Origin of the sequence: Cystobacter fuscus DSM 2262, assembly GCF_000335475.2 — a bacterium.
GTDB classification, from domain to species: Bacteria; Myxococcota; Myxococcia; order Myxococcales; family Myxococcaceae; genus Cystobacter; species Cystobacter fuscus.
Map to the genome: position 1 here is coordinate 58,368 of NZ_ANAH02000049.1, position 26,976 is coordinate 85,343.

Consider the following 26,976-nt stretch of genomic DNA (forward strand, 5'->3'; position numbering starts at 1 on the left):
GTCCGTCGTTCCTAGCCCACGCGGGCCAGGGCGAGCCGGCCCTCCCAGCGCTCCTCGAGTGCCTTGACCAGACCCTGGTGCTCGGGAGCCCGGAGCTGGGGATCCCGGGCGAGGATGGCGCGTGCCTCCTGCTGCGCGATCGAGAGCAGATCCCCATCCCGGGCGAGGTTGGCCACGGCGAGTTCGGGCAGACCGCTCTGGCGCGTGCCCAAAAACTCTCCCGGGCCGCGGATCTCCAGGTCCTTCTCCGCGATGACGAAGCCGTCGCTGCTGTGCTCCATGACGCCCAGCCGCTCCGAGGACTCCAGCGAGGAGCGCGCCAGGTTGGCCACGAGGAAGCAGTAGCTCTCCGCCGCGCCACGGCCCACGCGGCCACGCAACTGGTGGAGCTGGGACAGGCCGAAGCGCTCGGCGGACTCGATGGCCATCACCGACGCGTTGGGCACGTCCACGCCCACCTCCACCACCGTGGTGCACACGAGGATCTGGATCTGTCCCGCCCGGAAGGCGTCCATCACCGCGTCCTTCTCCTCGGGCTTCATGCGCCCGTGGAGCAGCCCCACCTCCACGCCCGGGAAGACCTGCCGCAGCTTGTCCACTCCCCGCGTGGCGTCCTCCAGGTCCAGCTTCTCCGACTCCTCCACGAGCGGATACACGACGTAGGCCTGATGGCCCTTGGCCACCTCGGCCGCCACGGCCTCGTAGACGCGCGCGCGCTGTTTGTCATTGAAGACGCGCGTCTTCACCGGCGTGCGGCCCGGGGGCAGCTCGTCGATGACGGAGACGTCCAGGTCCCCATACAGCGTCATGGCCAGCGTGCGGGGAATGGGCGTGGCCGTCATCACCAGCACGTCCGGGAACACGCCCTTGCTCATGAGCATGTGGCGCTGGAGCACGCCGAAACGGTGCTGCTCGTCGATCACCACGAAGCCGAGCTTGTCGAAGGCGATGCCCTCCTGGATGAGGGCATGCGTGCCCACCGCCAGGTGGATCTCCCCGCGCGCCACGGCCTCGCGCACCTCGCGCTTCTTCTTCGCCGTGCCCGACGCGCTCACCAGGCCCACCTTGAAGCCCAGCGGCTCGAGCAGCTTGTGGAAGGTGCGCTCGTGCTGCTCGGCGAGGATCTCCGTGGGCGCCATCACCGCCACCTGGTAGCCGTCGCGCAGCGCCACGAGCGCGGACACCACCGCCACCGCCGTCTTGCCCGAGCCCACGTCGCCCTGCACCAGCCGGTTCATCGGCTCGTCGTGGCCCATGTCCCGGGCGATCTCCTCGATGACGCGTTTCTGCGCCCCGGTGAGCTCGAAGGGCAGCGCCGCGCGCGCCTGCTCCAGACGCGAGGCCGACACGTCGAAGACGATGCCCTTCTCCGTCTTCTTGCCCTGGCGCTTGAGCCCCATGCCCAGCTGCAGGAAGAACAGCTCGTCGAACGCCAGCCGTCGGTGCGCCGGGCTCAGGTGCTTGTCCAGCATCTCCGGATCCGCGCTGCCCGCCGGGAAGTGGATGGCCCGCAGCGCCTCGGGCAGCGTCATCAGCTCCAGCTTCTCGCGCAGGGGGTTCGGCAGCGGCTCCTCGAGATGGCTCGCATAGGACTCGCTCACCACCGAGGCCAGCTCGCGGAACGAGCGTTGATCGCCCCGCTCGAAACCCGGGTACACCGGGACGATGCGGTTGAAGTGCACCGAGGACACCTCGAGGTCCTCCGCGGGCTCGATCTCCGGGTGGGAGATCTCCCGGCCGGACAGGGAGGCACGCACCTCGCCCGAGAGCACCAGGCGCTTGCCCACGGGGAAGCGCTGCTGGAGCCAGGGGCCGGCGTTGAAGTACGTGGCGGCGATGCTCCCCGTGCGGTCCGCCACCACGGCGCGGAACATGCGCTTGCCGCCGGTGCGGCTCGGCACGAAGTCCGCCATCTTCACCACGCCCACCGTCACGCCGCGCTCTCCCGGCATCAGCTCGGAGATGGTCTGCAGCTTGCGCCGGTCCTCGTAGCAGCGCGGCAGCAGGAAGAGGATGTCCCCCACGCGCCGCAGGCCCTTCTTGTTGAGCGCCGCCAGCAGCCGGGGGCCGAGCTTCTTGCCCATCGTCTTGAGGGGAATGGCCAGCGGCCCCGAGCGCGGGGCGATGGACAACAGCTTCGCCTCGGCGCGCGACTCCTCCTGCCCCTTGGCCACCCGCTTCTTCTTGCGCCGGGCGGGCGCCTTGTCCTCGGCGGGGAGCAAGGGCGCGCTCTCCTTGGCAGGCGGAGGGGCCACGGGCGGACGGGCCACCATGGGAGGCCTCGCCGCGGAGGGTGGCCGCGTGGCGGAGGGAGGCCGGGTCCCCGGGGAAGCAGCCACCGCCGGAGCGGGCCGCGCCGCCGGGGGACGCCCAGGCTCGGAGGGCCGAGGAGGCGGCGTGCTCCCGGACGCTGGGGCGCCGCGCAGGGGCTCCGTGGCCTTCCAGGCGGGCACGAGCCCCGCCTTCGGCTTGCCGGGCCCCTCGCCTGCTGCCACCGGAACGGCCGCCACCTGGGCGAGATCCTCGGGAAGGGGGACGCCACTCAAGCGCAGGCCCGCCACCACGCCGCGCAGGGCGTCCTTGCGCCGCTCGGGGGTGGGATGGTCGACGTGGGGCAGCGCGGCGCGCAGGTGCCGGAGCGCCTCCGCGTCCACCCCGGTGGCTCCCGCGAGCGCGCTCTCCAGGAGGACGCGCAGGTTCTTCACCGTGGACAGGTGGGCGAAATCACTCCGGCAGGCGTACCGCATGGGTCCAACGAGGCTGGCGAGCGGATGGTTCACGGTCTTGTCCAAATGTTCAGTGTAAACCGCGCCCTGCTCGCCGCCCATCCAAACGAGACAGGGGAGCGGGCTCGCGCGCGCTCCCCTGTTCGACTGCTCACGGCCGCCGTCTCAGGACTCCGGCAGCGGCTCGTCCTCGGGATCCTCGAAGCGGATGGCCTGGACCTCGTACTCGCGCACGCCCCCAGGGCTCTGCACGGTGGCGACGTCGCCCTCCTTCTTGCCGATCAGCGCGCGCGCCACCGGCGACGTCACGGCGATCCACCGCTTCTTCAGATCCGCCTCCAGCTCGCCCACCAGGCGGTAGGACACCGTCTTGTCGGACTCCACGTCCAGCAAGTCCACCGTGGCGCCGAAGACGACCTTGTCCCCGCCGAGCTTGGCCGGATCGATCACCTCGGCCCGGGCAATCCAGTCATTGAGGTCCAGGATGCGGCCCTCGATGTGGGACTGCTTCTCCTTGGCCGCGTGGTACTCGGCGTTCTCGCGCAGGTCTCCGTGCGCGCGCGCCACTTCAATCTCCCGGGAGATTTTTCCGCGCTCAACGGACTGAAGGTGCTTCAGTTCCGCCTTCAGCTTCCGCAGACCTGACGGGGTCATCGGAATGTTCCCGCTGCCGGTCATCGACACCGCTCCTTCCCACGTCCATTCAAGGTGAAGGCCGAGACCCGCCCCATCCCGTGGACGGGGGGCCTCGACCGAGGGGCGAAAGTGTAGGAGACGGGCGCCATCCCGGTCAACGAAACCCGCGAGCCCCCCCACACATCTTCTGGCATGCTGACACACCGTGCTGTCCATCCAGGAATTGCGCGCGCTCGGCGCCTCCCTGCCCTCCGGGGCCTTCCGCCGTCAACTCGGTCCCTTCGTGCTCATCCAGCGAGCGCCGGGCCGCCCCTCCAGCGCGGTGCTCGAACCCACGCGCGTGGCCTCCTCGGGAGACATCGAGCGGGGCATGCTCTCGCTGCTCTTCGAGTTCGAGGATCTGCTCATCACCACGCTGCCGCCGCTGGCGCGCGTGGAGTCGCTGAGCGTGGGGCGGCTGCCCGACTGCGACGTGTTCGTGGATGATCCGTCCGTGTCCAAGCGCCACGCGGAGCTGCGGTGGACGGAGAGCCCGGCGCGCTGCACGGTGAAGGACCAGGGCTCCACCAACGGCACCTTCCTCAACGCCAACTCGCTGGGCACGCGCGAGGCGACGCTCAAGGATGGGGACATCCTGAGCTTTGGCAACGTGCAGTTCTGGTTCCTGATGACGGACACGCTGCACGCCCGGCTCCGGGCGACGCGGCGCTGAAAGCGCGCCCGCTCAGGGCAGGGTGCCCGCGGCGGGGTTCTTGCGCGCGGTGGAGAAGGCGCCCCGGAGCGCGTCCACCGAGCCCCCCACCTCGCCCGCGTACTGCACGGCGTGGATGGTGTAGCGATCGAGCACGTCCTCCAGGCGCCCGTACACCCGCTTGAGGTCCGCGTTGGTGCGCGAGTCGAGCGCGCAGCGCGACTCCCGCTCGCGCAGCCGCCGCAGCCATCCGGTGCGGAAGCTCATCCACTGGGCGTCCACCGTCTGGGCCGGCGAGGCGCGCACGAGCTTCTCGCGCGCGGACTCCAGCTCGGACCACAGCGCGTCCGCCGCGTCGAGACACTCGCGGTAGGTGAGCACCGGCTCGTCGGACACGAAGCGCGAGGGGTTCATCGCCGCCACCGAGCGCGACACGCTGATGATGACCCCCAGACAGAACGCCACCACCAGGACGATGTAGAGACCGTAGGCGGCGGCGCGGAAGGGACGGTAGCGGGGGTCGGGCGTGGTCACGGGGCCCCCGTCTTACGACCGGGAGCCCCTCGTGGCAACGGCGGAGAACGCGCGAGCCCCGCGGCTGTTCACTGCGCCGGGGCGGGAGCCGGGGTGGGCAGCGTCACGGGCACCAGGGGCTTGGCGGCGGCGGGAGTCGGAGCCGCGGCCGCGGCCGCCTCGGCACCACCGGCCCGCTGCCGGCGGATGGAGCTCTGCCGGCTGCGCATCTGGGGGGCGAACTCACTGGCCGGATAGGTGGCCAGGGCCTCCTGCACGGTGGCCATCGCCTTGTCCAGATCGTTGATCTCCTGGTACGACTGCGCGAGCAGCAGCATGGCGTAGTCGCGCGTCTTGGAGCGCTTGTCGCCCGCGACGAAGCGCGCCAGCAGCGGCACCGCCTGCTCGTGCTTGCGCTCGTTGTTGTAGGCCACGCCCAGGAAGAAGGACGCGTCCAGGAGCTGCTCCTGGGGCGGGTTCATCGCCACGAAGCGCGAGATCTCGTCGATGGTCGCCTTCATCTCGTTGCGGCGGAAGGCCGTCTTGCCCCGCTCGAACGCCGCGTCGCCAATCTCACGCCGCAGCAAGGCCGCCTGGTTGTTGAGCGCCGCGCGCTCCAGGGCCGTCAGGCGCGAGGTGTCCAGCTTCACCAGCTCGTCCACGCCCTTGAGCCGCTCGTCCCCGGGCAGGTTGGTCATCAACCGGAAGACCTCGTTGGCCGCGCGCTGGGAGGCCTGCACCGCGGTCTGCTCCGCGCGCTGCTTGTCCAGCTGCGCCGTCAGCTCGGTCACCGTCTTCTCCAGCCGCTCACGCTCGGCCGTCGCGTTGGAGGAGCGCGAGGACATCACCATCGTCGCGCCGCCCACGCACAACGCCGCGAAGAGCACGTACGCCACGCCGGAAGAAATCCACTGCCGCTTCTGGAGATCCTCGTGACGCTTGCCAATCGCCTTCACTTCCGCGTGAAGGTTCTTGAGCAGGTTGTCCGTCTTGATCACCAGGTTGCGGGACTCGATGACCTCCTTGCGGATCTCACTCAATTCCTTGGAGTCGTACTCGGACTTCATCTCGGCAGCCATGGACAAGTTCCTGTTGGGCCCGGAAGTGCTCTCGGCCTCTGCGCGCATCGTGAAGGGCTCCCTCGGGCGGCGCTCTCGCGGCACCCCGTTATATCTGTCGGCCCGGGAACAGGCCTTGGCCCCCGAGGAATTTCCGGGGACCGGATGAAAAAAACCAAGCGGCCAGGGGGGCTGGCCCCCGCTCAAGGCATGCTGAAGGTCCGGACCGGATCCGGCGCCAGCAGGTACGTCACCCCCAGGGCGAACCAGTTACCACCCGCGTTGTAGGAAGCCAGATTCTTGTAGGGGCCGTCTCCCACCCCCGAGGGCGGAGGCTTGTTCTGGTAGGGGCTCTGCCCACGGGCGAACGCCAGCCGGTACTCGGCCGTGAGGGCCCAGTGGGCGGACAAACGCACCGTCGCCCCCACGGTGCCCACCCAGGGTTGGACGATGGACTCCCTGCGCCCCACCCCCTCCACCAGGGAGTAGGCCAACGAGGGTCCCGTCTCCAGGCCGATGAAGGGGACGACGCCCTGGGGCGTGAGGATCTCCAGCAGCCCCTGGAAGCGCAGGCCCAGCAGGGCGCCGTAGGTGATGTTGGTGTGGGTGGCGGCGTTGGTCAGCCGCAGTTGCTGGTGGGTGTAGAACAGGTCGATGCCCACCTCGATGAAGTCCGTGACGGAGTAGCCGAAGGTGGCCGTGGCGAAGGGGCCCGCCGGAGTCTCGCGCGAGCACCCCGCGGAGCACTCGAAGCCCGGCAGCGCGTAGAAGCTGTCGAAGAACGTGGTGTTGCTCGACAAGCGCAACCCACCCTGGACGGTGATGCGGCCCACCCCGTTGAGGGGCACCAGCTCCTCGGATTCCTCCTGGGCGGAGGCCGTGGCGGCGGCGAGCAGCAGCGCGAGAAGCACGAAGCCACGCATCGCTCAGGCGTCCTTCAGCCGCAGCGCGATCTCGAGGAACGTGGTCCGGCGGCGCGAGAGCGCGGCGAACAGGCACCACACCACGCACCGCGAGCCGAACTCGCGCCGGATGAGGCCCACGTGGGCCAGCACGTCCCTCAAGGTGATGACACCGAGCATCCGTCCCTCTCCTCGCACCCGGGTGCTACAGGGTGGTGGCGCACCGTAGCAACGGCGCCCGGAGCGTCAACTTTTCGTCCCCGGAGGCCGCAGCGCGCGCCGCTCCAGCTCCAAGAGTGGCACCTCGAGCACCACCACCGTGCCGTGGATGCAGGGCGGGTGGAAGTCCGCCGCGTCCAGCTCCCCCAGGAGCGCCCGGAGCTTGCCCTCGGAGAGCTGGCCCTCGGCGTGGCGCGCGGCGTGACAGGCGAGCACGCGCAGGGGCTCGGCGAGCGCCACCGCGTCCAGCGCCGAGCCCGGGGGCGGCAGCGCGCGCGCCAGGGCCTCCAGGAGGGCGCGCGCGTCGGCCCCCACCAGCGCGGGTGGCACCGCCTTGAGCGCCAGCGTCGTGCCGCCAAAGGGCTCCACCTCCAACCCCAGCCGGGCGAGCGCCTCCTGCCCCTCCACCAACGTGCGGGCCACCGGCACCGCGAGCTCCACCGTGGCGCCGAAGAGCGTGGGCACCGGCGGCTCCGCGCGCTGAAGCGCCTTGTGGAAGGCCATCAGCCGGGCGCGCTCCAGCGCGGCGTGCGCGTCCAGCACCACCAGCGTGCCCCCGGACCCCTCGCACACGTGGAAGCGCTCGCCGAGCACCCCCATGGGCCGCAGCGCGCCGAAGTAGCCCGGCGGCGGGGCCTCGTTGAGCAGGGGCTGGGCCTGGCCGAAGGCGGGCGCCCGGCCGGGCAAGAGCGGGCTGGGCGCCGAGGGCGCGAAGAGGGAGCCGTTGGCCTGGGGCGGCGCGGGGGCGTCCGCGTCCTGGGTGCCGGGAACGGGCAGGGGCGCGCCCCAGGTGGCCTCCTGCGCGCGGGTGAGGAAGCGCTCCACGGCCATGGCGTAGTGCGCGGCCTGCCGGGGCGGCTCCATCGCGCCGCCCTCCCCCGTCGGCGGACCCAGCCACGGCGCGGCCCGCAGCGCCCGGGAGATGGCGGCGTTCACCGCGTCCCCCACCCCCTTGGCGTCCGCGAAGCGCACCTCGAGCTTCTGCGGGTGCACGTTCACGTCCACCGCGCGCGGATCCATGTCGATGAAGAGCACCACCACCGGCTGGCGCCCGGCGGCGAGGAACTCCTGGAAGGCGCGCTGGATGGCGCTGTTGAGGCCCCGGTCCCGGATGTAGCGACGGTTGACGAAGGTGTAGATGCCGCGCGCGTTGGGCAGCGTGTACTCGGGCGAGGCGATGTAGCCGGTGACGTTCACCCCCAGCCGCCGCTCCTCCACCGCCACCAGGTGCGGGTGCACCCCGGGCCCCAGCGCCGCGGCGATGCGCTCGCGCGCGTCCGTGGGGCTCGCGGGGCTGGTGAAGAGCGCCTGGCCCCCGTGCTCCACGAAGAAGGACACGTCCGGGTGCGCGAGCGCCAGCCGGATGACGGCCTCCTCCGCGTGCTGCAGCTCCGTGGACTCGCGCCGCATGAACTTGCGCCGCGCGGGCGTGTTGTAGAACAGGTCCTCCACCGAGATGACCGTGCCCACGCGCGGCGGCGCCTCCTCCACCAGCGGCTCGCCCCCGCCCTCCACGGTGATGCGCGTGCCCACGTAGGACTCGCGCTCGGCCGTGTGCAGGGTGAAGCGTGACACCGAGGCGATGGCCGGCAGCGCCTCGCCCCGGAAGCCCTTGGTGCTCAGCGTGAACAGGTCGTCCAGTTCCCGCAACTTGCTCGTGGCGTGGCGCTCGAGGCTCAGCCGCGCGTCCTCGGCGCTCATCCCCTGCCCGTCGTCAGAGATGGTGATGCGCCCGAGCCCTCCGCGCTCCAGCGCCACGCGCACCGTGCGCGAGCCCGCGTCGATGGAATTCTCCACCAGCTCCTTCACGACGGACGCGGGACGTTCCACCACCTCACCGGCGGCGATCTTGTTGATGAGGACATCACTGAGGCGGGCGACACGTGCCATGGGAGGTCATATCCTGTACGGGACCCGGCACGTTGGCCAGTAAAGCGGACGCAACGCGGCTGACAAGCGGCCCCCAGGTGCGCTATCACGCCCCCTCCCGTATGGAAGCAACTCAAGCGAGCAAGGGCGGCCTGCGCGTCGCGGTGACGGGCGCGGCGGGCGACCTGGGCCGGCTGCTGCTGCCCCGGCTGGAGCAGGATGCGGACGTGGAGAGCATCCTCGTGCTGGACGTGGCCAAGCCCGAGGGCTCCAAGGTCGACTACCACCGCGTGGATCTCACGCGCCACGACGCCGAGAGCGAGCTGTCCGACGCGCTCGCCGAGCACCCCGTGGACGTCTTCTACCACCTGGCCTTCCTCTACGGGCCGGTGCGCGATGGCTCGCTCGCGCACGAGCTCGAGGTCATCGGCACGATGAACGTGCTGAGCGCGGTGGGCCGCGCGCACGTGCCCCGGCTCATCGTCCCCTCGCTCACCGCGCTCTACGGCGCGCGCGCCAGCCACCCCGCCCTGCTCTCCGAGGAGACGCCGCTCACGGGTTGCCCCGGCAGCCGCTTCATCAACGACAAGGTCGAGGTGGAGAAGCAGGTGCGCGTCTTTCGCGAGCGCCACCCGGAGACGCGCGTCATCGTCCTGCGCTTCGCGCCCATGTTCGGCCCGAACATGGACAACCCCGCCACCCGCATGCTCGCCCACCGCGTGGTGCCCACGCTGCTCGGGTACGATCCGCTCTGGCAGGCGCTGCACGAGGAGGACGCCGCGCGCGCGCTGTACCAGGCGCTGAGCGCGAACGCCGAGGGCGAGTTCAACATCGTCGGCCGCGGGGTGCTGCCGCTCTCCGGGCTCATCCGCCAGGCGGGCGCCACGCCCCTGCCCCTGCCCGGCCCGCTCTTCCGCGCCACCCTCCAGACGATGACGTCACTCGGGGGGCCCGGCTTCCCCTCCTCGCTGCTGGACTACATGCACTACGGGTGGGTGGCCAACGGCGAGCGCGCCGAGGAAGAGCTCGGCTTCATTCCCATGTTCCACGCCCGGGATGCCGTGGCGGCGATACGAAGGAGCTGAGCCATGGCCAGGTCACGAGCCACCCCGCCGCGCGCCTCCGAGTCCTCCAAGGCCCGCGCGAAGTCCGCCCCGGCCGAGTCCGTGAAGCCCGCGGCCCCCGCCGAGGCGGCGAGCAAGCCGGCCCCGGCGAACGTGGCGAAGAAGAAGGCCGCCGGGGCGAAAGAGAAGCCCGCGCGCCCGGCGGAGCCCCAGGCCCCAGAGGCACCGAAGGCCGCCGCTCCGAAGAAGAAGGCCGCGACCACCAAGGGCAAGCCCTCCGGGAAGACGCGCGCGCCCGCCACGGCCGTCCTCTCCGGACCGACGCCCACGGCGTCCCCGGCCCTGGAGACGACGCCTCCGACCGGGGTGAGTCCCGCCACGGCGGCCGAGATGGGCCTCGTGGTGGAGCCCGCCACGCCCTCGGTCCCAGCGGCCCCCGTGGTCCACACCGCCCCCGAGGCACCGATGCCCGGGCGGGTGGAGCGGCTTCACCCCAGGACGCAAGAGGCCGAGGTGCTCGCGGCCGAGTCGGCCCTGTTGGAGCAGGAGGCGGCGCACGCGGGGCTGGAGGAGACGCGGCGGGGCATCGAGGAAGTGCTGAGCGAGCCGGTGCCCGAGGGACCCGTGGACGTGCCGGGCTTCGAGACCGAGCAGGCGCCGCCCGAGAGCAGCGTGGCCACGCCCGAAGTGGAGCCGGTGCTCGAAGCCGAGCCGGTGCTCGACGAGCCCAAGACGCTCGTGGGCCCGTCGGATCTGTTCTTCACGGCGGCCTCGCCGGGAGCCGAGCCGCCGCGGATGCGGGCGCGGATGTCGGGGCTGCTGTCGCTGGCGAAGGAGATCGCCTTCCAGACGCTGGCGAGCGAGCGGTTGAGCCGGACGGTGGTGTCGGCGCGGGGCATGGTGGGCGCGGCGCTCACGAGCCTGGGGCTCGGGGGCAGCACGGTAGTCGACGAGTACGGCAAGGACGCGGCGCTCGGAGGGGTGCTGCAGCCGGTGGTGGACTTCCTCTACGAGCACTACTGGCGGGTGTCGGTACAGGGGGCGAGCCACGTGCCGGCGGGGCCGGTGCTGCTGGTGGCCAACCACTCGGGGGCGCTGCCCTTCGACGGGCCCATGTTGCAGCAGGCGCTCTCGCGCGAGCGGCCCGACTTGCAGGAGGCGCGCTGGCTGGCGGAGGACCAGGTGTTCCACGCGCCGATGATGGGCACGCTGATGAACCGGCTGGGGGCGGTGCGCGCCTGCCCGGAGAACGCGCTGCGGCTGTTGGACGAATTGCGCCCGGTCATCGTCTTCCCCGAGGGCAGCCAGGGCATGGGCAAGCCCTTCGCCCAGCGCTACCAGCTCAAGCGCTTTGGCCGGGGAGGCTTCGTGAAGCTGGCGCTGCGCACGGGCGCGCCCATCGTCCCGGTGGCGATTGTGGGGGCCGAGGAGACGGTGCCGCTGTTGGGCAAGCTGCCGGCGGGCTTCCTGGGTCTGGACTACCTGCCGGTGACGCTGCCGCCCCTGCCGGCGCGCTGGATGCTGCGCTTTGGCGAGCCCATCGGCATGGGCGAGCTGCCCCCCGAAGCCGCCGAGGACCTGTCCCAGGTGCAGCGGCTCACCGAGCGCACCCGCGAGTCCATCCAGGGCATGTTGCAGGCCCTGCTCAAGGAGCGCCGCTCCGTCTTCTCGGGGTGAAGGGTTTGAAGTCCGCCACCAGCAGCCGCTCCGAGGGATCAGGGCAGCTGCTGGTGAGCATCGTCGTCCGATGCGGGAACGCGCTACGGACCACTACCCAGTGGGTACTCGCAGACTTCCTGCTCGTCGTTCCACCTGCCTCCCGCGTCGAGACACCGGTCGACTCGCCACCAGCGCCCGCAGTACGGGATAGCGAGCACGAGCACCAGGAGCAGGACCAAGGCGGGTGCAATGGAGAGCCGGCGATTCATGAGTTCCTCTTATGGTGGACTTCCTCTACGAGCAGACTGACGGGTGTCGGTGCTGATCAAGTCGAAGCCGCGTGCCGTCCAACTCACGATGGAGATGGAGCGGTACGCCATGAACACGGATTGGCACCAACACATGATTCGAGCCAATCCGGCAAACCTCAGCCCTCCCTCCGATCACTCAGCACTTGAATCCAAGGACAGCGTAAACACCGGTTCACCGTCATGCCCAACCAACACAAGTTGTCTATCAACCGTGAGAACAGTCTCCAGACCTGATACTTCGGCCCCCAGTTCCCGCATCACGTCTTGCATCCGAAGCTCTCCCCGATGTTCTCTCCGGTAGCTCTTGAGAAGAGGCGTCAACTCGCCCGAGTCGCGAATCACAAAACCGAGGAGCATGCTCCGCCGAAGCGCATCACGTACAATAGACACAAGTGCCGAGCCCTGACTACCAGCACAGTCATTTGTGTACGTGAGTTCATACCGTGACGAGGATACCCGCTCAAAAATGACAATCTTCTCGATCCCCCCAGAACCCAATGCGCTTCGCATGAATTCCTCGACGAGCTCCCAACCCGGACAAGGAGACTCAGGAGCAACACTCCACTCTTCGAATTCTACACGATCCATGTTCCACCCTTCACTTGGCCCTTCGATCATTAATAGACCGGGCGTTATAAAACCACTGCTTCACCTGATATGGCAGATGCCATCTCATCAACTCCTTGCTTTTAAAATAGGGATCGAAGTGGAAGTGAGGCCCGCTCTTCCACTGACCACGATCCTTCCACTCGCCTGTCCTATCGAATCGGAACCAATTATTAGACAATTCCTCAGAGTACTTCTCACAAGCATTTCGCGCCTTGTCCACCCAAGGGGAGACTTTATCCACCAACGGGGTAACCAGGGGCCCAACCACTTCTGATGAAGCGAGAGGAGCTGAGTACCACGCAGCCGCAAATGTTACGGCGGCCATTTGCCCTGTCATGAAATGACAGCTCGATTGATCTCCGGCTTGGCACGCCTGCGCGATCTGAATCTCGGCATCCAGGAATCTGTCCGTGCTCGCGCCATCAATAGGAAGAGCCCCGCTTGGATCCGAAAAATAGAAGGGATTATTGGCGGCATACGCATATGAAGGCATTGAGTGACCACCCAACACCATGGCCTTCACAACTGCCGGTTCTTGCAGCATCGGTTCGGGCTGCAAGTACCGCCCGATGCTTGGGTCGTAGTAACGGTTCCAGTTCTCGAAGAGGTCCGTCTCCGCGTCGTGGTACTGACCAGGAAAGCGCATGGGCATCCAGAAGGGTTGAGCCCCCCTCTGGTAGCGCTGGTATTCGTAACCCTCGAGCACTATGCCCTGGGACGTCGTATTCGCCAGCCCACCGGGCCAAACCAGCCTCACGCTCGCACGCCCAGTGGAAGGGGTCACCCAGTCCGACCAGGTCCGCCCTCGGCCTGTCCCCGACACGGACGCCAATACCGTTCCCAGGTCCGCATCCACCACCTCCACCTGGCCCGCCGTCAGGTCCACCTGGTGGAACATAGCCCGCATCCTCACGGATGTCGCGTGGTTCGCCAGCGGCGAGCCCCCCGTGGGCTGTTCCATGATCCCCAGCGTCTGGCTGGAGGCACTGTTGTTGTCGAGCGGATGCGCCGTCTCCGCCACCAGTCCCACCCGGTTGACGTGGCCGAACGGCTCGTAATCCACCGTTCCCGCCACATGACCGCTGCCATCCAACATCAGCACGGGCTTGCCCAGGTGATCCGTCACCGGGAAGTAAACTCCGCAGGCCGCCGCCTCCCCGTTGCGAGCACAGTCCGTCGACGTGTCCGCCAACCGCGCCCACGTGTTGCTCAGCTTGCCCCGAACCAGCACTACCGGTCGCCCGCCCAACCACACATAGTCGTCCTGCGTGTAGTGCGCCACCGGCGTCACCACGTCGCTGCTTCCCCGGTCCACCAGCAGCTGGTTGGCTCCCATGTAGAAGAACTCGTCGCTCGTTCCTCCCGGGTAACTCTTCTGCCTCCGGCGTCCCAGCCCGTCGTAGTAGTAGTTGTAGAAGGCCCCATTCACCTCCACCGCCCGGAAGACGCTCTCCGTGGCCACCCCCACCGACTGCCCGTACTCAAACGCCAGGGTGGTGTTCTCTCCAAGGTCCGCCTTGCGCGTGACGCGTCCCTCGGCGTCGTACGCCAGCGTGTACCCCAACTGGCTGTTGGCCGCACTCGAACCCCACCCCACCAGCCGGTCCTTGTGCCCGCTGTCTGTCGCGTAGTTCAGCGAGAAGGCGGCTCCGTCGCTCGTCATGGCCGTGCGGTTGCCGCGTCCGTCATACGTATAGGCTCGCGAGCCAAACGCCCCACCCGTCGCGCTGAAATTACCCGCCGTCCGGCCCGCGCCCGTCAGACGCAGCGTCCTGTCGTAAGCGTACGTCTCCTGCATCGGCGTCGCATTCTGCCCCAGCAGGCACGTGTCCGTGCGCACCACCTGGTCCGCCTTCCACGTGTATGTCCGCTGGTAGATGTCTCCCGTGCCCGCCCCCATGGCCACGCTGCCCGAAGACACTCGCAGGCTGCGCAGCCGCCCCGTCAGGTCCGAATTCGCCGCGGAGGGGAAACTGGTGGAGCAGCCCGCGGGCGGCACCGAGCCGTCATCCCCCAGTCCGTACTCCACCGTCATGGAGCCATTCGCTCCAGGCGGGTTCAACGTGTAGCCCCGCAGCCCTCCATACGGCTCCCACGTGACGTTGCTCAACAGCCGCCGTGTGGTCCACGCCGTCCCGTCGTACAGCGTCACGTCCACCGCGCTTACCCGGTTGGTGTTACCTCCCGTCCCGTACACATACGTCACCGTCCGCCTGTTCGGGTACGTCACCGACTGGAGGTTGCCGTTGAGCGTGTAGGTGTAGCGGGTGTGCGGGTTCGCATTGACTTCGGTGCCACACGTCGTGGCCCCCGCCCTCACGCGAATCTCCCCCAGCAGGTTGCCCCACAAATCATACGAGAACCAGGTGGTGCCGAAAGAGTCCTCGCGGTAGCGAAGCCGGCCCTTGGTGTATTCCACCGCCGGACAACTCGAGGGAGGCGTTCCCTGGGCATCGTAACCCAGACGATAGAGCAGCTCGCTTCCCGTGGCATGCACTCGCTGGACGGAAACCAGGCGCGAGAGCATGTCGTAGGTCGACAAAACATACTCGCCGGCCTGACGCATCGCGGCCGTCTCCTTCACCACCTGGTTACCCTGGGCATCATAAGCGTAGCGCACCGGCCCATCGGCGTGCGGCAGGGACATCTCCACCACCTGGCCGAAATCGTCATGCGTGTACGTGACGCGGGCTGAGCGCAGGTCGCGAACGTGTCCGTGGACTGGCAACCCACCTTCACTCCGGACACGTTGCCCTGCACGTCATAGGTGAAGAGCGTGCGCTGGGAGACGCCGTCCTCCGGGAACTCGTCCACCTGTACCAGCCTGTTGGCCCGGTCATAGGCCAGCGAGGAGCACAACTGAGACAACGGAGTGCCGTTCTCCAGCGACCCCATTCCCGTCTCCACCCCGCCACACCACGCGGGCGGATTGTTGAAGGCGTGCCCCACTCCCGTCAGGTTGTCCGCGCCGTCGAAGGACTTCGCCGCGCTGAAGCTCCCCGCCCCTTGTCCCCACTTGCTCCACGTCGGCCGCTTGTGCGCATCCGCCGCGTACTTCATCACCCGCCTCGTCTGCGTCCCGGTCCCCGTCTGGCTCAGGAATCGCTCCTCCTTCAACGTCCCATCCGGCCAGTAGGCGTAGACGGTCTTCTCCGTCCAACCCGTCCCATCCGCCCCACGGGCTCGCGCCACCCATTGGAGTTTGTCCGACATCGCACCACTGGCGCAGCGCCCGTCCGGCGAGGTACCGGTGCGGTAGCAGAAGACATCGAAGTCTCCCTCGGGATGGCTGATGTAGTTCAAGTACTTGTCGCTCTGATAGCCGTAGGTGATGAGTTTCGACCGATACGCCTGATAGGCGCCCTCCTCCGTCATCACGAGCCGGTCTTCATTGTAATAGTTCGTGGTGGCCCGCCCATTAACGTCGATGACGGTCTCGATTCGGCTCCAGTTGGAATTGAAATCATAAAGGTACCCGGTCATCAGACTGACCGAATTCGGACTCACCGGGCCTCCGGCGGGGTAGACGCTCTCCTGGGACAACCGGTTGGCATGCGCGCTAGTGGCGTTCGGCTCGAAATACACGTAGTGCGTCACGGGATAGGGCGCCGTCGTGGGACAATCCGTGGCGGACTCACTGCTCACCCAGCATGGACCATGAACCTCCCTCACCCGGCCAAATGGATCCTCCTCGGTTCCATTGAAGGTAGTGAAAAAGAAGGTGCCCACGAAACGGCGTTCGGTCGTCCAGGTGCCGTTGCTGCCGCGGACCCGCGTCCAACCAGAGCGAATGAGGGCCTTCTCGCGGTCCGTTCCGGGGGCATAGACGTGAAGCGTGCGCTTGCGATCCGCGGCCCCTCCCAGGACACTGGCCTCCTCCTCCACTTGCGGCAGTTGCTGGCCGTTGGCGTAGGTATAGGTGTACCGTGTTTCCTCCAGGGCCCCCGTCCCGAGCATATCCGAGGCACCCCGCTTGACACTGGCGAGTTCCAATCGTGGAGAGGCTTCGGGTGACAAGGAATAGCCAAACACCTGCCAGTTGTCCCGCTTGTCCTTGCGCGCGATTTCCTTGCCGGGATTTCCGGGCGACGAGCAGGTCCACTCCGAGCGGACCGAGCCCGGGCTGCAGGCACCACTCACCGAGCACGCATCCTGGGTCTGGTACATGCGCGGCGCATTCTCCTGGCCATGGTTGGAGAGCGTCGCATAGGTGCTCAACAGGCCGGCGGCCCCCTCATCGCCGTCACCCCGTCCCGCGTAGGAATCCACCGCCTGGCGCACCTGGGGCGTCCGGCCACAGCAATTGGAACCCGGTTGGCATACCCCCGCCGTGGGCTCCCAGGAAAGCGAGGCGCCATGGCCTCCTCCTGTCGCCGAGTCCACACGCCCATCCGACCCGTACGTATGCCGCACCAGCAGCACTCCCGCCTCCGAGCGCTGAAACTCTCCCTCCGCGTAGAGATAGCGCTCCAGGCGCGCGCGTTTTTCCGCCTGTGCGATACGCCCTGGTCGCTCGATTCCCCCGTGTGTGGTGTAGGCGTACACCACCGTATCCTTCGGTTTATCCTGGTAGGCAAGAGTGCGCACCCGATCGATGACACAGTCCACGCCCCCCGTGGAACGCGCAAGCGCACGGTACTCGAAGCGCAGACTCGCTCCCGCGGGGCTCTGCACGCTGGAGAGATAGGGTACACCTGGACTGCTTCCCGGCGCGCCCTTCGCGCAATCATTCAGGTTGGGCTGGGCGTAGTTCAGCTGCGCCAGGTCGATTCCCGCCCCGGAAACCACCCGGGACAAGAAATAGCGGCGCCTCCCCTCTCGCGGTGCCAGGAAAAGGGATTCATAGACCAGCAGCGTTCCATCCGACTGGCGCAGCTCATAACCCGTGGGCGTCCGCTTCAAGCGCTCTGGACGGGACTGGTTTCCTTCCGCGGGCACTGCCTCGCAAGTCGAGCCCGAGCACGGGAGGAAACGCAACAAGCCTCCATCCGGCGTACGGACACTCCAGTGGTACTGGTGTTCCACCACGACGCTCAGCCAGTTGTGCCACCATTCCACGGACTCGGGATTGTTGGGGCTTCCGCCAAAGGGCTTGGGCACTCCCAACAGGGGGGCATCGTATATCCACTCATCGCCCCGGGAACTGAACGTCCGCTCGAAGGTCAAGGTGGTGAGGCCATCCTCGACACTCAGGTCCGCTACTTGCTCGAAGCTGGACCCCGAGGCGAGATTGACGGGATCGTATCTGTAGAGGCACCGATTGCTTCCCACCGGCCCTCCACCATCGAGTTCTCCGGGCACACAGTCCTCGTCCACCGCACCATCGCAATCGTTGTCCTGGCCATCCGCGCAGATTTCCGACCCACAGGATACACCGCCGTCACCGCCCGCGTCCGGACTCGTCGTGGTCCCACCGTCCTGCAGGCAGACCGTCCCACCGAACCCGTCTTCATCCGTCTGCCCATCGAGATCATTGTCCTTGCCATCGCACACCTCGGACTCCGGCACCGGGTAACTGCACATCACGATGGGATCGAAGAACTCATTTCCACTCGTCGTCTCCGTCAGTTGAGCATCCGGATTGATGACACACTTCCCCTGGCCCAAAGCTCCTGGCTTCACGCAGTCCAAGTCGCTGCCGCACTCCCACCGAGGACCCTTCGCACAGGTATTGAAGCCAGTGTTCCCAAGGAACACATAATCCTTTCGATCCTCGGGAGGCACGTTGCCCGCCTCCTCATTATAGGCACGAATACACTGTGCTTTTCCCACCGACTCGCCGGGACAATCACAAAACCAGGTAATGATGGAGGCACTGTTTCCATCGGGGTTGGGCCGCGTTTCATGATAGCCAAAATCATTGGCGCGGGCGGGCGTCATGACCAACAGACAGAATAGCGCGGCCAAACAAGTGACAGACGACCTGGACACTCCAGACAACAAAAGGAGTCCATCGAACCAAGGGAAATCTCTATTTTTCATAAACAAGCACTCAAAAAAAACAAAACAGGGACTCACAGCGCCGAGGTGTCATCAGCCCTCGTTGAAGGTGGAACGCACAATCTCCCCTCGAGTGATGGGTAGAGCTGAGAGCAGCTCCAGCCCTCGGGACAATCTCCGTGGCCCTGGCAGGACTGGCTGCACACGTATCCCTGGTGGCGGCCGGGCTTCACGTGGAGACAGATGCCGGACAGACATGCGCTGGACCCATTCTCCCCGCAGTCCTCGCCTATCAGCTTCGTCGCCGTCCCTGCCCGCAGCGCACGAGGCTCCGTCAGCGGTTCCCGGTTCACGACGAACTGGGGCTCGTTCTCTGTTCTCCCACAGCCGCCCCCAAACACAGTGGTAAATCCCAATGCGACAACAATCCATCTCATGGACAAAACTCTCTTCCACCTTCAGAACAGGCACGGTCCTTCACGCCAAACCTCGCTCGGGAACCAAGCGACCTTCGAGGTCCATCCGCCTTTGCAGCGACCACCCCAAGTCACTCGAGGTCCACGGACAAGCACGTCTCACGCCAACCTGCTCACCCCCGCTGTCCCCGACTGTTCCGCCACCACACCCCATCGCGTTCCCGACCCAGCGGGTGAGCGTGGAGCAGGACGGCAGTCTCGGCACAGAGACTCTGGCCATGGCGTTCACGAGCGCGCCGATGATGGATGGGCACGCTGATGAACCGGCTGGGGGCGGTGCGCGCCTGCCCGGAGAACGCGCTGCGGCTGTTGGACGAATTGCGCCCGGTCATCGTCTTCCCCGAGGGCAGCCAGGGCATGGGCAAGCCCTTCGCCCAGCGCTACCAGCTCAAGCGCTTTGGCCGGGGAGGCTTCGTGAAGCTGGCGCTGCGCACGGGCGCGCCCATCGTCCCGGTGGCGATTGTGGGGGCCGAGGAGACGGTGCCGCTGTTGGGCAAGCTGCCGGCGGGCTTCCTGGGCCTGGACTACCTGCCGGTGACGCTGCCGCCCCTGCCGGCGCGCTGGATGCTGCGCTTTGGCGAGCCCATCGGCATGGGCGAGCTGCCCCCCGAGGCCGCCGAGGACCTGTCCCAGGTGCAGCGGCTCACCGAGCGCACCCGCGAGTCCATCCAGGGCATGTTGCAGGCCCTCCTCAAGGAGCGCCGCTCCGTCTTTGGTGGTTGAAGAACGCTACATTGGCTCTGCCACTGAGAAAGAAGGCCCATGGAGGAAACCCATACGCTGCGCCCCCATGGGCAAACTTCTGAAAAATCAATCAGCAGACACCTTGGCTACCAACAACCTCTGCCTTGATGTTCCTGTGCAGCAAGAAACCAAGGCTCGATTTTGGTGATTGAAGTGATTCGACCAGCCATCCCATTGGAAGTATCTCCAGCTGTGTACATGCGAAACACTCCGTGCACTTCTACATAGCGGCCTGACTTCAACTGGCCGCGCATCTGCTCGGGTATGACCAATCTGACTCCATTGGAGGGAATGCTGTTTTCGTAATCCTCTCGATGAATATACAGAATTTCGTCCTCATACCCAGTCGAGATATATCCAATAACTGACACCTTCTTTTCGTCGTAGGCGCCAGGGCTGGCAATCAAACCCACCAGCGAAACGCGAGCAATGGATTTCTCGCTTTCGGGCGACACGTCTGCCGCAGCCAGGATCCCCACGAAAAGCAAAGAGCAATATATTTCTCTCATGTCATTTCCACCATTTCCACCAGGGGCGCGCAGCAGGAACTGGGTATATCTGCTCATTGATGCCGATCGGAAACGGATACCAACGCCACACTTCCTTCCCATCCGCCCGTGACAGCCAGGAAATCCACTTATTACTATTGGCAGTATCCAAATCTGTCAGACTGAAGGGAGGGAAACGCTTCCCCTCATCAGCATCCAACCAATGGGTGTGATACGTCCCCAATACCTTCGACCCAGCAGGACAATTGACTTGACTGTAATCTATCAGGGTGGGATTTTCAGGTGAGCTGCATGCAAGATCTGTTGCGAAGACAGCGCCTTCTTTGTCCTGACAAATCTTACCTCCATACTTCAACCCATGAAGCTCGGCAGAGGGATGAATAAACAGCAATGCATCAATGGCCGCTTCATCTCTCGCGTTAGGCCCGTAAAAGCGTTGGCCAGGGGAGAGTCCATCGCCATCTATGAATCCAATGGGATTACTGAGCGCATAAGAATAAGCAGGAAACAACCGCCCCAGGGTTAGAGCCCTTCGAACCGTGGTGTTCCAGCGGGCAAGCAACGGCTCCGGCTGCAAGTACCTGCCAATGCTCGGATCGTAGTAGCGGTTCCAGTTCTCGAAGAGGTCCGTCTCCGCGTCGTGGTACTGGCCGGGGTAGCGCAGCGGCGTCCAGAAGGGTTGGGCTCCCGTCTGGTAGCGCTGGTACTCATACCCCTCCACCACGACACCCTTGGCCGTGGTGGGCTCTCCATGCTCCGGAGTACTGGGGTTGGAGGCCAGGGTCTTCGCCAGGGCGCTGTAGGCATGCATGTGGCCGCAGACTTCCTGGCACCGGATACCCGAGCAGTCCGTGTGGCAGGCCTCGTAATTGAAGTCCACCCGCGCGCGTCCCGCCGACGGCTGCACCCAGCCGGACCAGAAGGCGCCCTGGCCGGACGCCTCCAACCCACCAATGAGGTCGGCACCCGTGTTGGCGTCCTTCACATCCACATGGCCCACTCCTTGTGTGTCCAGCAGATGGAAGAGCACTCGCATCCGCACCGACATGGACGCCGTCGTGGGCTGATTCATTTCCGACAGGGTGACGTTGTTGTTCCCCACCCACGCGTAGAGCGGGTGCTCTGTCTCCGCGCGCAGCGCCACCCGGTTGATCTGGCCGAACGGCTCATAGTCCACCGCTCCCGCCACCTTCCCACTCCCATCCAACATCAACACGGGCTTGCCCAGGTGGTCCGTCACCGGGAAGTACACCCCACACGTCGCCGCTTCCCCGTTGCGCGCGCAATCCGCCGACGTGTCCGCCAGCCGCGTCCACGTGGTGCTCAGCTTCCCTCGCACCAGCGCCACGGGCCGCCCGCCCAGCCACACGTAATCCTCCTGCGTGTAGTGCGCCACGGGCGTCACCACGTCGCTGCTTCCCCGGTCCACCAGCAGCTGGTTGGCCCCCGTGTAGAAGAACTCGTCGCTCGTCCCTCCCGGGTAGCTCTTCTGCCTGCGGCGTCCCAGCGCATCATAGTAGTAGTTGTAGAAAGCGCCATTCACCTCCACCGCCCGGAAGACGCTCTCCGTGGCCACACCCACCGACTGCCCGTACTCAAACGCCAGGGTGGTGTTCTCGCCCAGGTCCGCCTTGCGCGTGACGCGCCCCTCGGCGTCGTACGCCAGCGTGTACCCCAGCAGGCTGTTGGCCGCGCTCGAGCCCCACCCCACCAGCCTGTCCTTGTGCGCCACGCTGTCCGTTGCGTACTTCAGGAAGTAGGGGGCCGCGTCGCTCGTCATGGCCGTGCGGTTGCCCCGCCTGTCATACCCGTAGGTGCGCGCGTCGAACGCCCCTCCCGTCGCGCTGAAGTTGCCCGCCGTGCGGCCCACTCCCGTCAGGCGCAGCGTCCTGTCATACGCGTACGTCTCCTGCATCGGCGTCGAATTCTGCCCCAGCAGACACGTATCCGTGCGCACCACCTGGTCCGCCTTCCACGTGTACGTCCGCTGGTAGACGTCCCCCGTGCCCGCGCCCATCGCCACGCTGCCCGAGGACACGCGCAGGCCACGCAACCGTCCTGTCAGGTCCGAGTTCGTCGCGGAGGGCGAGCTGGTGGAGCAGCCCGCGGGCGGCACCGAGCTGTTGTCCCCCAGGGCGTACTCCACGGTGCTCGTCTGGGAGGTCGTGGGGTGCTTCAACGTGTACCCTCTCAATCCACCGTAGGGCTCCCACGTCACATTACTCAGTAGTCGCTGGGTCGTCCAGGCCGTGCCGTCGTACAGCGTCACGTCCACCGCGCTCACCCGGTTGGTGTTTCCTCCCGTCCCGTACACATACGTCACCGTCCTCCCGTTCGGGTACGTCACCGACTGGAGGTTGCCGTTGAGTGTATAGGAATAGAAGGTATGCGGATTGGCGTTCGCGACGGCACCGCACGTCGACTCTCCGCTGCGGACGCGGATCTCCTGCAGGACGCGGCCAGACCGGTCATACGAGAACCAGGTCCTTCCGAAGGAGTCCTTGCGGTAGCGCAGCCGGCCCTCGGTTCGCGCGTTCGCCACCAGCGGGCACCCGGCGGGCAGGGCGTCACCCGCCGAGTCATAGGCGAGCAAGTAGAGCGCCTCACTTCCTCCGGTGTACACCCGCTGGGAGGAGAGCAGACGCGACAGCATGTCGTACGAGGAGGCGACATACTCCCCCGCCTGGCGCATGGCCGCCGTCTCCTTCACCACTTGGTTGCCCCGTGCGTCATAGGCGTAACGCACCGGTCCGTCCGCGTGCGGCAGCGACACCTCCACCACCCGGCCGAAGTCGTCATGGGTATACGTCGTCGCGGGCTGGGCACAGTTGGCGAACGTCTCCGTGAGCGCGCAGCCCACCTTCACTCCCGACACGTTGCCTTGTGCGTCATGGGCGAAGAGCGTGCGCTGGGAGACGCCGTCCGCCGGGTACTCATCCACCTGCACCAGGCGGTTGGCCCGATCGTACGCCAGCGAGGAGCACAACTGCGACAGCGGCGTGCCGTCCGCCAGCGGGCCCTGGCCCGTCTTCACGCCGCCACACCACGCGGGCGGGTTGTTGAAGGCCTGCCCGACCCCCGTGAGGTTGTCCGCCCCATCGAAGGACTTCGCCGCGGTGTAGCTCCCCGCGCCCTCCCCCACCTTGCTCCACGTGGGCCGCCGGTGCGCATCCGCCGCGTACTTCATCACCCGCCGCGTCTGCACCGTGGTGCCCGTCCGCGTCAGGTAGCGCTCCTCCTTCAGCGTCTCGTCGGGCCAGTACGAGTACACCACCTTCTCCGTCCACCCGGCGCCACTCGGCAACCCGGCGCGCGCCGTCCACTGCAACTTCTTGGACAGCGCTCCCGTACAGCCCCCCTCCGCCGTCGTCCCCGTGCGGTAGCAGAAAACGTCGTAGTCGCCTTCCGGCCGCTTGATGCCCGCCAGCTTGTCGTCCAGGTAGGAGTATTCCGTCTTCCAGGTGACGTTGGACTCCTGCTCCTCCTCCCACATCACCCGGCCAGACTGCTCCTGCCTGTCAATGACTCGGCCATTGGGCTCCGTCGTCGTCACCTTCTTCCATCCATTGTACACACCGTAGGAGTAGTCATACGACGTCGTCAATTCCGCTGCGCCAGCCATCAGCGGGCCCCCCGCCGGGTAGCTCTGCACCTTGCCCAGAAGATTGCGGGTGTAGATGCCCCAGTCCACGTTGTAGTCATACTTCGTCACGGGGTAGGCGGTGGTGCTCGGACAATCCGTGGCGGACTCATTGCTCACGAAGCAGGGGCCATGCACCTCGCGCACCCGGCCCAATGCATCCTCCATCACCGTGCCCGAATGGTCATAGGTGGTGAAGTAGAAGGTGCCCACGAAGCGGCGCAGCGTCGTCCAGGCGCCATTGCTGGCACGCTCTCGTGTGAGTCCAGACTGGATGACCGCCTTCTTCCGTGCCGTGGTGGTGTCGTACACATGGTAGGTGCGCCGGCTGTCCGTGGGTCCCCCCAGGACGCTGGCCTGCTCCTCCGCCTGGAGCAACTGCACCCCATTGATGTAGGTATAGCTGGAGCGCGTCTCCTCCAGCGCATCCGCTCCCGTCATGCTCGAGGCGCCCTGCTTGACATGGGTGCGCTCGAGCCGCGGGTTGGCCTCCGCCGACAAGGCGTAGCCGTACACTTCCCAGTTGCCGCGCTTGTCCTTGCGCGCGATTTCCCGGCCCGGATTTCCAGGCGTCGAGCACGTCCACTCCGAGCGCACCGAGCCCGGGCTGCACGCCCCGCTCACCGCGCAGGACTCCGTCGTCTGGTACAGGCGCGGCTGGCTCTCCTGTCCATGGTTGGACAGCGTCGCATAGGCGCTCAGCAGGCCGGCCGTGCCTTCGCTCCCATCGCCCCGGCCCGTGAAGCTGTCCGTCACCTGCCGCACCAGCGGCGTGCGCCCACAGCAATTGGAGCCAGGCTCGCAGCTTCCCGTGGTCGGCTCCCACGCAATCGCCGCGCCATACCCCTCACCCGTCGCGGACGCCACGCGGCCATCCGCTCCATACTGGTGCCGCACGAGCTGCGCTCCCAACCGGCTGATTCCAAACGCTCCCCAGGAATACGCATAACGCTCACTGCTGCCCCTGGCTTCGTAGCTGGCATGTGCGAGCCGCCCAGGCCGTTGGGCTCCACCCTCGGAGACATAGGAGTAATAGACGACATCTTCCCTGTTCATTGCCCCCGTCGGCAACGCCAGGCCCCGCTCGACGGAGGAAATGACGCACTCCGTCTCCCCTCCAGACCCGGTGAGTGCCTGGTAATTGAACACGAGGGAGCCTCCTGCTTCCGTCCTCACCGAAGACAGATAGGGCACTCCCGCCTGGGTGCCGGAAGCCCCCTGCGGACACCCCGTCGCGTCGTCCGGGACGGCATAGGACAGATTCGCCAGCGCCTTGCCCGTCGGCGAGAGCCACCGGGACAGGAAGTAGCGGTTGCGGCTTCCCGTGCTCGCCACGAAGCGGGCGTCGTAGATGGACCGTGTCCCGTCGGCGTGACGCAATTCGTACCCAGTGGCCGTCCGCGTCAACCGCTCCGAGCGGGAAGCGTTGCCCTCCACGGGCCTGGCCTCGCACGGCACTCCTCCGGTGCACGGCAGGAAGCGCAACAGTCCTCCCTGGCGCGTCCGCACGCTCCAGTGGTGCTGGTGCTCCACCACCACGCTCAGCCAGTTGTGCCACCACTCCACCGACTGGGGCTGGACGGGGCTGGCTCCAAAGGGCTTGGGCACTCCCACCAGCGGCGCATCGTAGATCCACTCATCCGCCCGGGAGCTGAACACCCGCTCGAACGTCAGCGTGGTGAGCCCGTCCGTGATGCGCAGATCCTCGATGACCTCCGAGCTGGTCCCCGTGGCGATGTTGACCGGGTCCGCGACGGACAGCTCGCAGCACTGCCCCACGCAGTCCGGCGGGCCCCCTCCGTCGAGCTCACCCGGCGGACAATCCTCATCGACTTCACCATTGTGGTTGTTGTCTACCTCATCATGACAGATTTCATTCCCCGGAGAGCCATTCCCCCCATCTGGCTCTGGACTTCCTCCATCCAGGTCCACGCCTCCATCCGGACCGCCGCCTCCTGGTCCTGCTGAACAGCCATCGTCCGTGAGGCCATTGCAATCGTTGTCGATGCCATCACACATCTCGGGCGTGGGCTTCGAGTAGTGGCACATCACGATCGGCCCGCTGGGCTGGGCGTTTCCCCCGGACGAGATCATATCCACCGCGGTATTGACACCGCAGGTCCCCACGGCACACGCCCCCACGCCTGAAGAGCAGTCCGCGTTGCTATTGCATTGCCACTGGTCGCTCTTCGGACATTCGTCCAACTCCAAAGCGTTCAACTTGATCCACGATTGTGGAGGGCCGTAGTTATTGGAGTAGCCGAAGCCTGGGCACTGGGACTCACCGGAACTGGTCTGCCCAGAACACCCACAGCCCCAAACCCTGTAGAAATTGTACCCAGACGGGTTGGCGGGCGGAACCAGCTCGAACACCTCGAACCCCCAAGCGGGGGAGCCCAACAGGAAGAAAAGCCCGGCCACGGCGGCGAGATGCCCTTCTGACAACCGAGCCCATCCGAATCTACCCAACAACGTCTGATACCACGTATTTTTCATGGGATGAAAACCACATCAAAATGGTGAGAAAGAGGAGCACCCGAGGACGGCACGCGCATGCCACGTGAGGCACACTCAGTGCGTCGTGGAGGAGGCACCCGACTCATTGGACGAAGGAACGCACAGCCGCCCCTTGGGCGTCGGGTACACCTGGGCACAGCGCCAGGAGGTGGGACATTCCGCGTCTCCCTGGCAGGGCTGGCTGCACACGTAGCCTTCGTGACGTCCGGGCTTCACATGCAGGCAGAGGCCAGAAAGACACGCGCTGGCGCCATTTTCCCTGCAATCTTCCCCGAGTTGCTTCGTCGCCTTCTCGGCCCGCAACGGACGAGGCTCCGTCAGCGGCTGCAGCTCCACCACGGTCCGGGGCTCGTTCTCTGTCTTTCCGCAACCCGACCACACCCCAGCGGCGAGCCCCAACACGACAACCATCCACTTCATGCTTGTTTCTTTCTAGGAAAACAGTCCTGACCCAGCGAGCAACCAGCGCCTTTTGGCGTCTCCGGCCACTGTGCTCTACCTCGGCCTTCATCCAAACGCTGTGAAGTGGTTCACGCCAGGGACGAGAAACTTCGATTGAATCCAGGGCGGGTGGCTCTTTCCTCGAGATTGAGTCCTTGGAGGTGCCACACCGCGGTGACGGCAGCGTGACCGCCCTCGTGGAGAGGCGCCGTTCCGGCCGTCATGCGGGCGTCACGGCCCACTGCCCGGCATCGTGGGAGCGAGTCCATCCAGGGCCTGTTGCAGGCCCTCCTCAAGGAGCGCCGCTCCGTCTTCTCGAGGTAGGCGCCTCTTCTCCTCCCTTGGTGAGAGACTGATGGGTGAACACTCAACCCTCCACGAAATACCCGTCATAAATGAAAAACGCGAAGGACCCACCGATTGGGTGGTAGAAGCGCGCGATGCGCAAGACC

At 66.5% G+C, this 26,976-nt stretch carries 17 protein-coding genes; 4 read left to right on the forward strand and 13 right to left on the reverse strand.

Features of this window, described 5'->3' with window-relative positions:
• Nucleotides 1–11: 11 nt before the first annotated feature.
• Together recG and greA are read right to left on the reverse strand one after the other, a co-directional pair.
• Complete coding sequence (gene recG, locus D187_RS37135) at nucleotides 12–2,828, reverse strand: ATP-dependent DNA helicase RecG (protein WP_002627074.1); 2,817 nt, start codon at nucleotides 2,826–2,828, stop codon at nucleotides 12–14.
• A gap of 63 nt (nucleotides 2,829–2,891) precedes the next feature.
• Complete coding sequence (gene greA, locus D187_RS37140) at nucleotides 2,892–3,404, reverse strand: transcription elongation factor GreA (RefSeq protein ID WP_002627073.1); 513 nt, start codon at nucleotides 3,402–3,404, stop codon at nucleotides 2,892–2,894.
• 163 nt (nucleotides 3,405–3,567) lie between these two features.
• Between greA and D187_RS37145 the strand changes: the two genes are divergently transcribed.
• A complete protein-coding gene (locus D187_RS37145) occupies nucleotides 3,568–4,074 on the forward strand; it encodes an FHA domain-containing protein (protein WP_002627072.1) in 507 nt (168 codons plus the stop codon).
• Nucleotides 4,075–4,086: 12 nt separating this feature from the next.
• Here the strand turns inward: D187_RS37145 and D187_RS37150 are convergent, their stop codons facing one another.
• The 5 genes from D187_RS37150 to mutL all read right to left on the reverse strand — a co-directional run bounded on the left by D187_RS37150 (nucleotide 4,087) and on the right by mutL (nucleotide 8,635).
• Nucleotides 4,087–4,587: a hypothetical protein gene (locus tag D187_RS37150; protein WP_002627071.1), complete on the reverse strand. Its 501-nt coding sequence runs from the start codon at nucleotides 4,585–4,587 to the stop codon at nucleotides 4,087–4,089.
• Between the two features lie 68 nt (nucleotides 4,588–4,655).
• Nucleotides 4,656–5,645, reverse strand: coding sequence for a tetratricopeptide repeat protein (locus tag D187_RS37155; protein WP_002627070.1), 990 nt, complete (start codon nucleotides 5,643–5,645; stop codon nucleotides 4,656–4,658).
• Nucleotides 5,646–5,827: 182 nt separating this feature from the next.
• Entirely contained in the window at nucleotides 5,828–6,547 is a 720-nt protein-coding gene (locus tag D187_RS37160; protein WP_002627069.1) for an outer membrane beta-barrel protein, read from the reverse strand.
• Nucleotides 6,548–6,550: 3 nt separating this feature from the next.
• The gene (locus D187_RS56860; protein ID WP_002627068.1) at nucleotides 6,551–6,706 is read right to left on the reverse strand and encodes a hypothetical protein; all 156 of its coding nucleotides are present in this window, start codon (nucleotides 6,704–6,706) and stop codon (nucleotides 6,551–6,553) included.
• Nucleotides 6,707–6,772: 66 nt separating this feature from the next.
• Complete coding sequence (gene mutL, locus D187_RS37165) at nucleotides 6,773–8,635, reverse strand: DNA mismatch repair endonuclease MutL (RefSeq protein ID WP_002627067.1); 1,863 nt, start codon at nucleotides 8,633–8,635, stop codon at nucleotides 6,773–6,775.
• A gap of 101 nt (nucleotides 8,636–8,736) precedes the next feature.
• On the opposite strand from mutL, the gene D187_RS37170 reads away from it, so the two are divergent.
• Nucleotides 8,737–9,699, forward strand: a complete 963-nt coding sequence (locus D187_RS37170) for an SDR family oxidoreductase (RefSeq protein WP_002627066.1) — start codon at nucleotides 8,737–8,739, stop codon at nucleotides 9,697–9,699.
• Between the two features lie 3 nt (nucleotides 9,700–9,702).
• Nucleotides 9,703–11,355: a lysophospholipid acyltransferase family protein gene (locus D187_RS37175; RefSeq protein WP_002627065.1), complete on the forward strand. Its 1,653-nt coding sequence runs from the start codon at nucleotides 9,703–9,705 to the stop codon at nucleotides 11,353–11,355.
• Nucleotides 11,356–11,780: 425 nt separating this feature from the next.
• Here the strand turns inward: D187_RS37175 and D187_RS55835 are convergent, their stop codons facing one another.
• From D187_RS55835 to D187_RS58385, 3 genes are read right to left on the reverse strand one after another with little or no spacing between them, the layout of a single operon-like run.
• Entirely contained in the window at nucleotides 11,781–12,236 is a 456-nt protein-coding gene (locus D187_RS55835; RefSeq protein WP_155893867.1) for a hypothetical protein, read from the reverse strand.
• Nucleotides 12,237–12,246: 10 nt separating this feature from the next.
• Complete coding sequence (locus D187_RS58380) at nucleotides 12,247–14,904, reverse strand: RHS repeat-associated core domain-containing protein (RefSeq protein WP_245591921.1); 2,658 nt, start codon at nucleotides 14,902–14,904, stop codon at nucleotides 12,247–12,249.
• Nucleotides 14,838–17,879 carry a MopE-related protein gene (locus D187_RS58385; protein WP_245591922.1) on the reverse strand — a complete coding sequence of 1,014 codons (3,042 nt, stop codon included), beginning with the start codon at nucleotides 17,877–17,879 and terminating at the stop codon, nucleotides 14,838–14,840. Before D187_RS58385 ends, D187_RS58380 begins: the two co-directional genes overlap by 67 nt.
• A 1,040-nt stretch (nucleotides 17,880–18,919) precedes the next feature.
• Between D187_RS58385 and D187_RS37190 the strand changes: the two genes are divergently transcribed.
• Nucleotides 18,920–19,396 (forward strand): 1-acyl-sn-glycerol-3-phosphate acyltransferase, encoded by a 477-nt coding sequence (locus D187_RS37190; RefSeq protein ID WP_002627060.1) that lies wholly within the window; start codon nucleotides 18,920–18,922, stop codon nucleotides 19,394–19,396.
• Between the two features lie 107 nt (nucleotides 19,397–19,503).
• Here D187_RS37190 and D187_RS55840 read toward each other — a convergent pair whose 3' ends face one another.
• From D187_RS55840 to D187_RS55845, 3 genes are all read right to left on the reverse strand, one after another.
• Complete coding sequence (locus tag D187_RS55840; protein WP_162159743.1) at nucleotides 19,504–19,926, reverse strand: hypothetical protein; 423 nt, start codon at nucleotides 19,924–19,926, stop codon at nucleotides 19,504–19,506.
• Nucleotide 19,927: 1 nt separating this feature from the next.
• Complete coding sequence (locus tag D187_RS37195; protein WP_155893869.1) at nucleotides 19,928–25,693, reverse strand: RHS repeat-associated core domain-containing protein; 5,766 nt, start codon at nucleotides 25,691–25,693, stop codon at nucleotides 19,928–19,930.
• 444 nt (nucleotides 25,694–26,137) lie between these two features.
• Nucleotides 26,138–26,503 carry a hypothetical protein gene (locus D187_RS55845; protein ID WP_002627058.1) on the reverse strand — a complete coding sequence of 122 codons (366 nt, stop codon included), beginning with the start codon at nucleotides 26,501–26,503 and terminating at the stop codon, nucleotides 26,138–26,140.
• Nucleotides 26,504–26,976: the final 473 nt, after the last annotated feature.

What these genes read in the sequence shown, in the direction of transcription:
- recG (WP_002627074.1), bottom strand. Translation starts at nt 2,828, where the DNA reads ATGGGCGGCGAGCAGGGCGCGGTTTACACTGAACATTTGGACAAGACC.
- greA (WP_002627073.1), bottom strand. Translation starts at nt 3,404, where the DNA reads ATGACCGGCAGCGGGAACATTCCGATGACCCCGTCAGGTCTGCGGAAG.
- D187_RS37155 (WP_002627070.1), bottom strand. Translation starts at nt 5,645, where the DNA reads ATGGCTGCCGAGATGAAGTCCGAGTACGACTCCAAGGAATTGAGTGAG.
- D187_RS37160 (WP_002627069.1), bottom strand. Translation starts at nt 6,547, where the DNA reads ATGCGTGGCTTCGTGCTTCTCGCGCTGCTGCTCGCCGCCGCCACGGCC.
- D187_RS56860 (WP_002627068.1), bottom strand. Translation starts at nt 6,706, where the DNA reads ATGCTCGGTGTCATCACCTTGAGGGACGTGCTGGCCCACGTGGGCCTC.
- mutL (WP_002627067.1), bottom strand. Translation starts at nt 8,635, where the DNA reads ATGGCACGTGTCGCCCGCCTCAGTGATGTCCTCATCAACAAGATCGCC.
- D187_RS37170 (WP_002627066.1), top strand. Translation starts at nt 8,737, where the DNA reads ATGGAAGCAACTCAAGCGAGCAAGGGCGGCCTGCGCGTCGCGGTGACG.
- D187_RS37175 (WP_002627065.1), top strand. Translation starts at nt 9,703, where the DNA reads ATGGCCAGGTCACGAGCCACCCCGCCGCGCGCCTCCGAGTCCTCCAAG.
- D187_RS55835 (WP_155893867.1), bottom strand. Translation starts at nt 12,236, where the DNA reads ATGGATCGTGTAGAATTCGAAGAGTGGAGTGTTGCTCCTGAGTCTCCT.
- D187_RS58380 (WP_245591921.1), bottom strand. Translation starts at nt 14,904, where the DNA reads ATGTCCCTGCCGCACGCCGATGGGCCGGTGCGCTACGCTTATGATGCC.
- D187_RS37190 (WP_002627060.1), top strand. Translation starts at nt 18,920, where the DNA reads ATGGGCACGCTGATGAACCGGCTGGGGGCGGTGCGCGCCTGCCCGGAG.
- D187_RS55840 (WP_162159743.1), bottom strand. Translation starts at nt 19,926, where the DNA reads ATGAGAGAAATATATTGCTCTTTGCTTTTCGTGGGGATCCTGGCTGCG.
- D187_RS55845 (WP_002627058.1), bottom strand. Translation starts at nt 26,503, where the DNA reads ATGAAGTGGATGGTTGTCGTGTTGGGGCTCGCCGCTGGGGTGTGGTCG.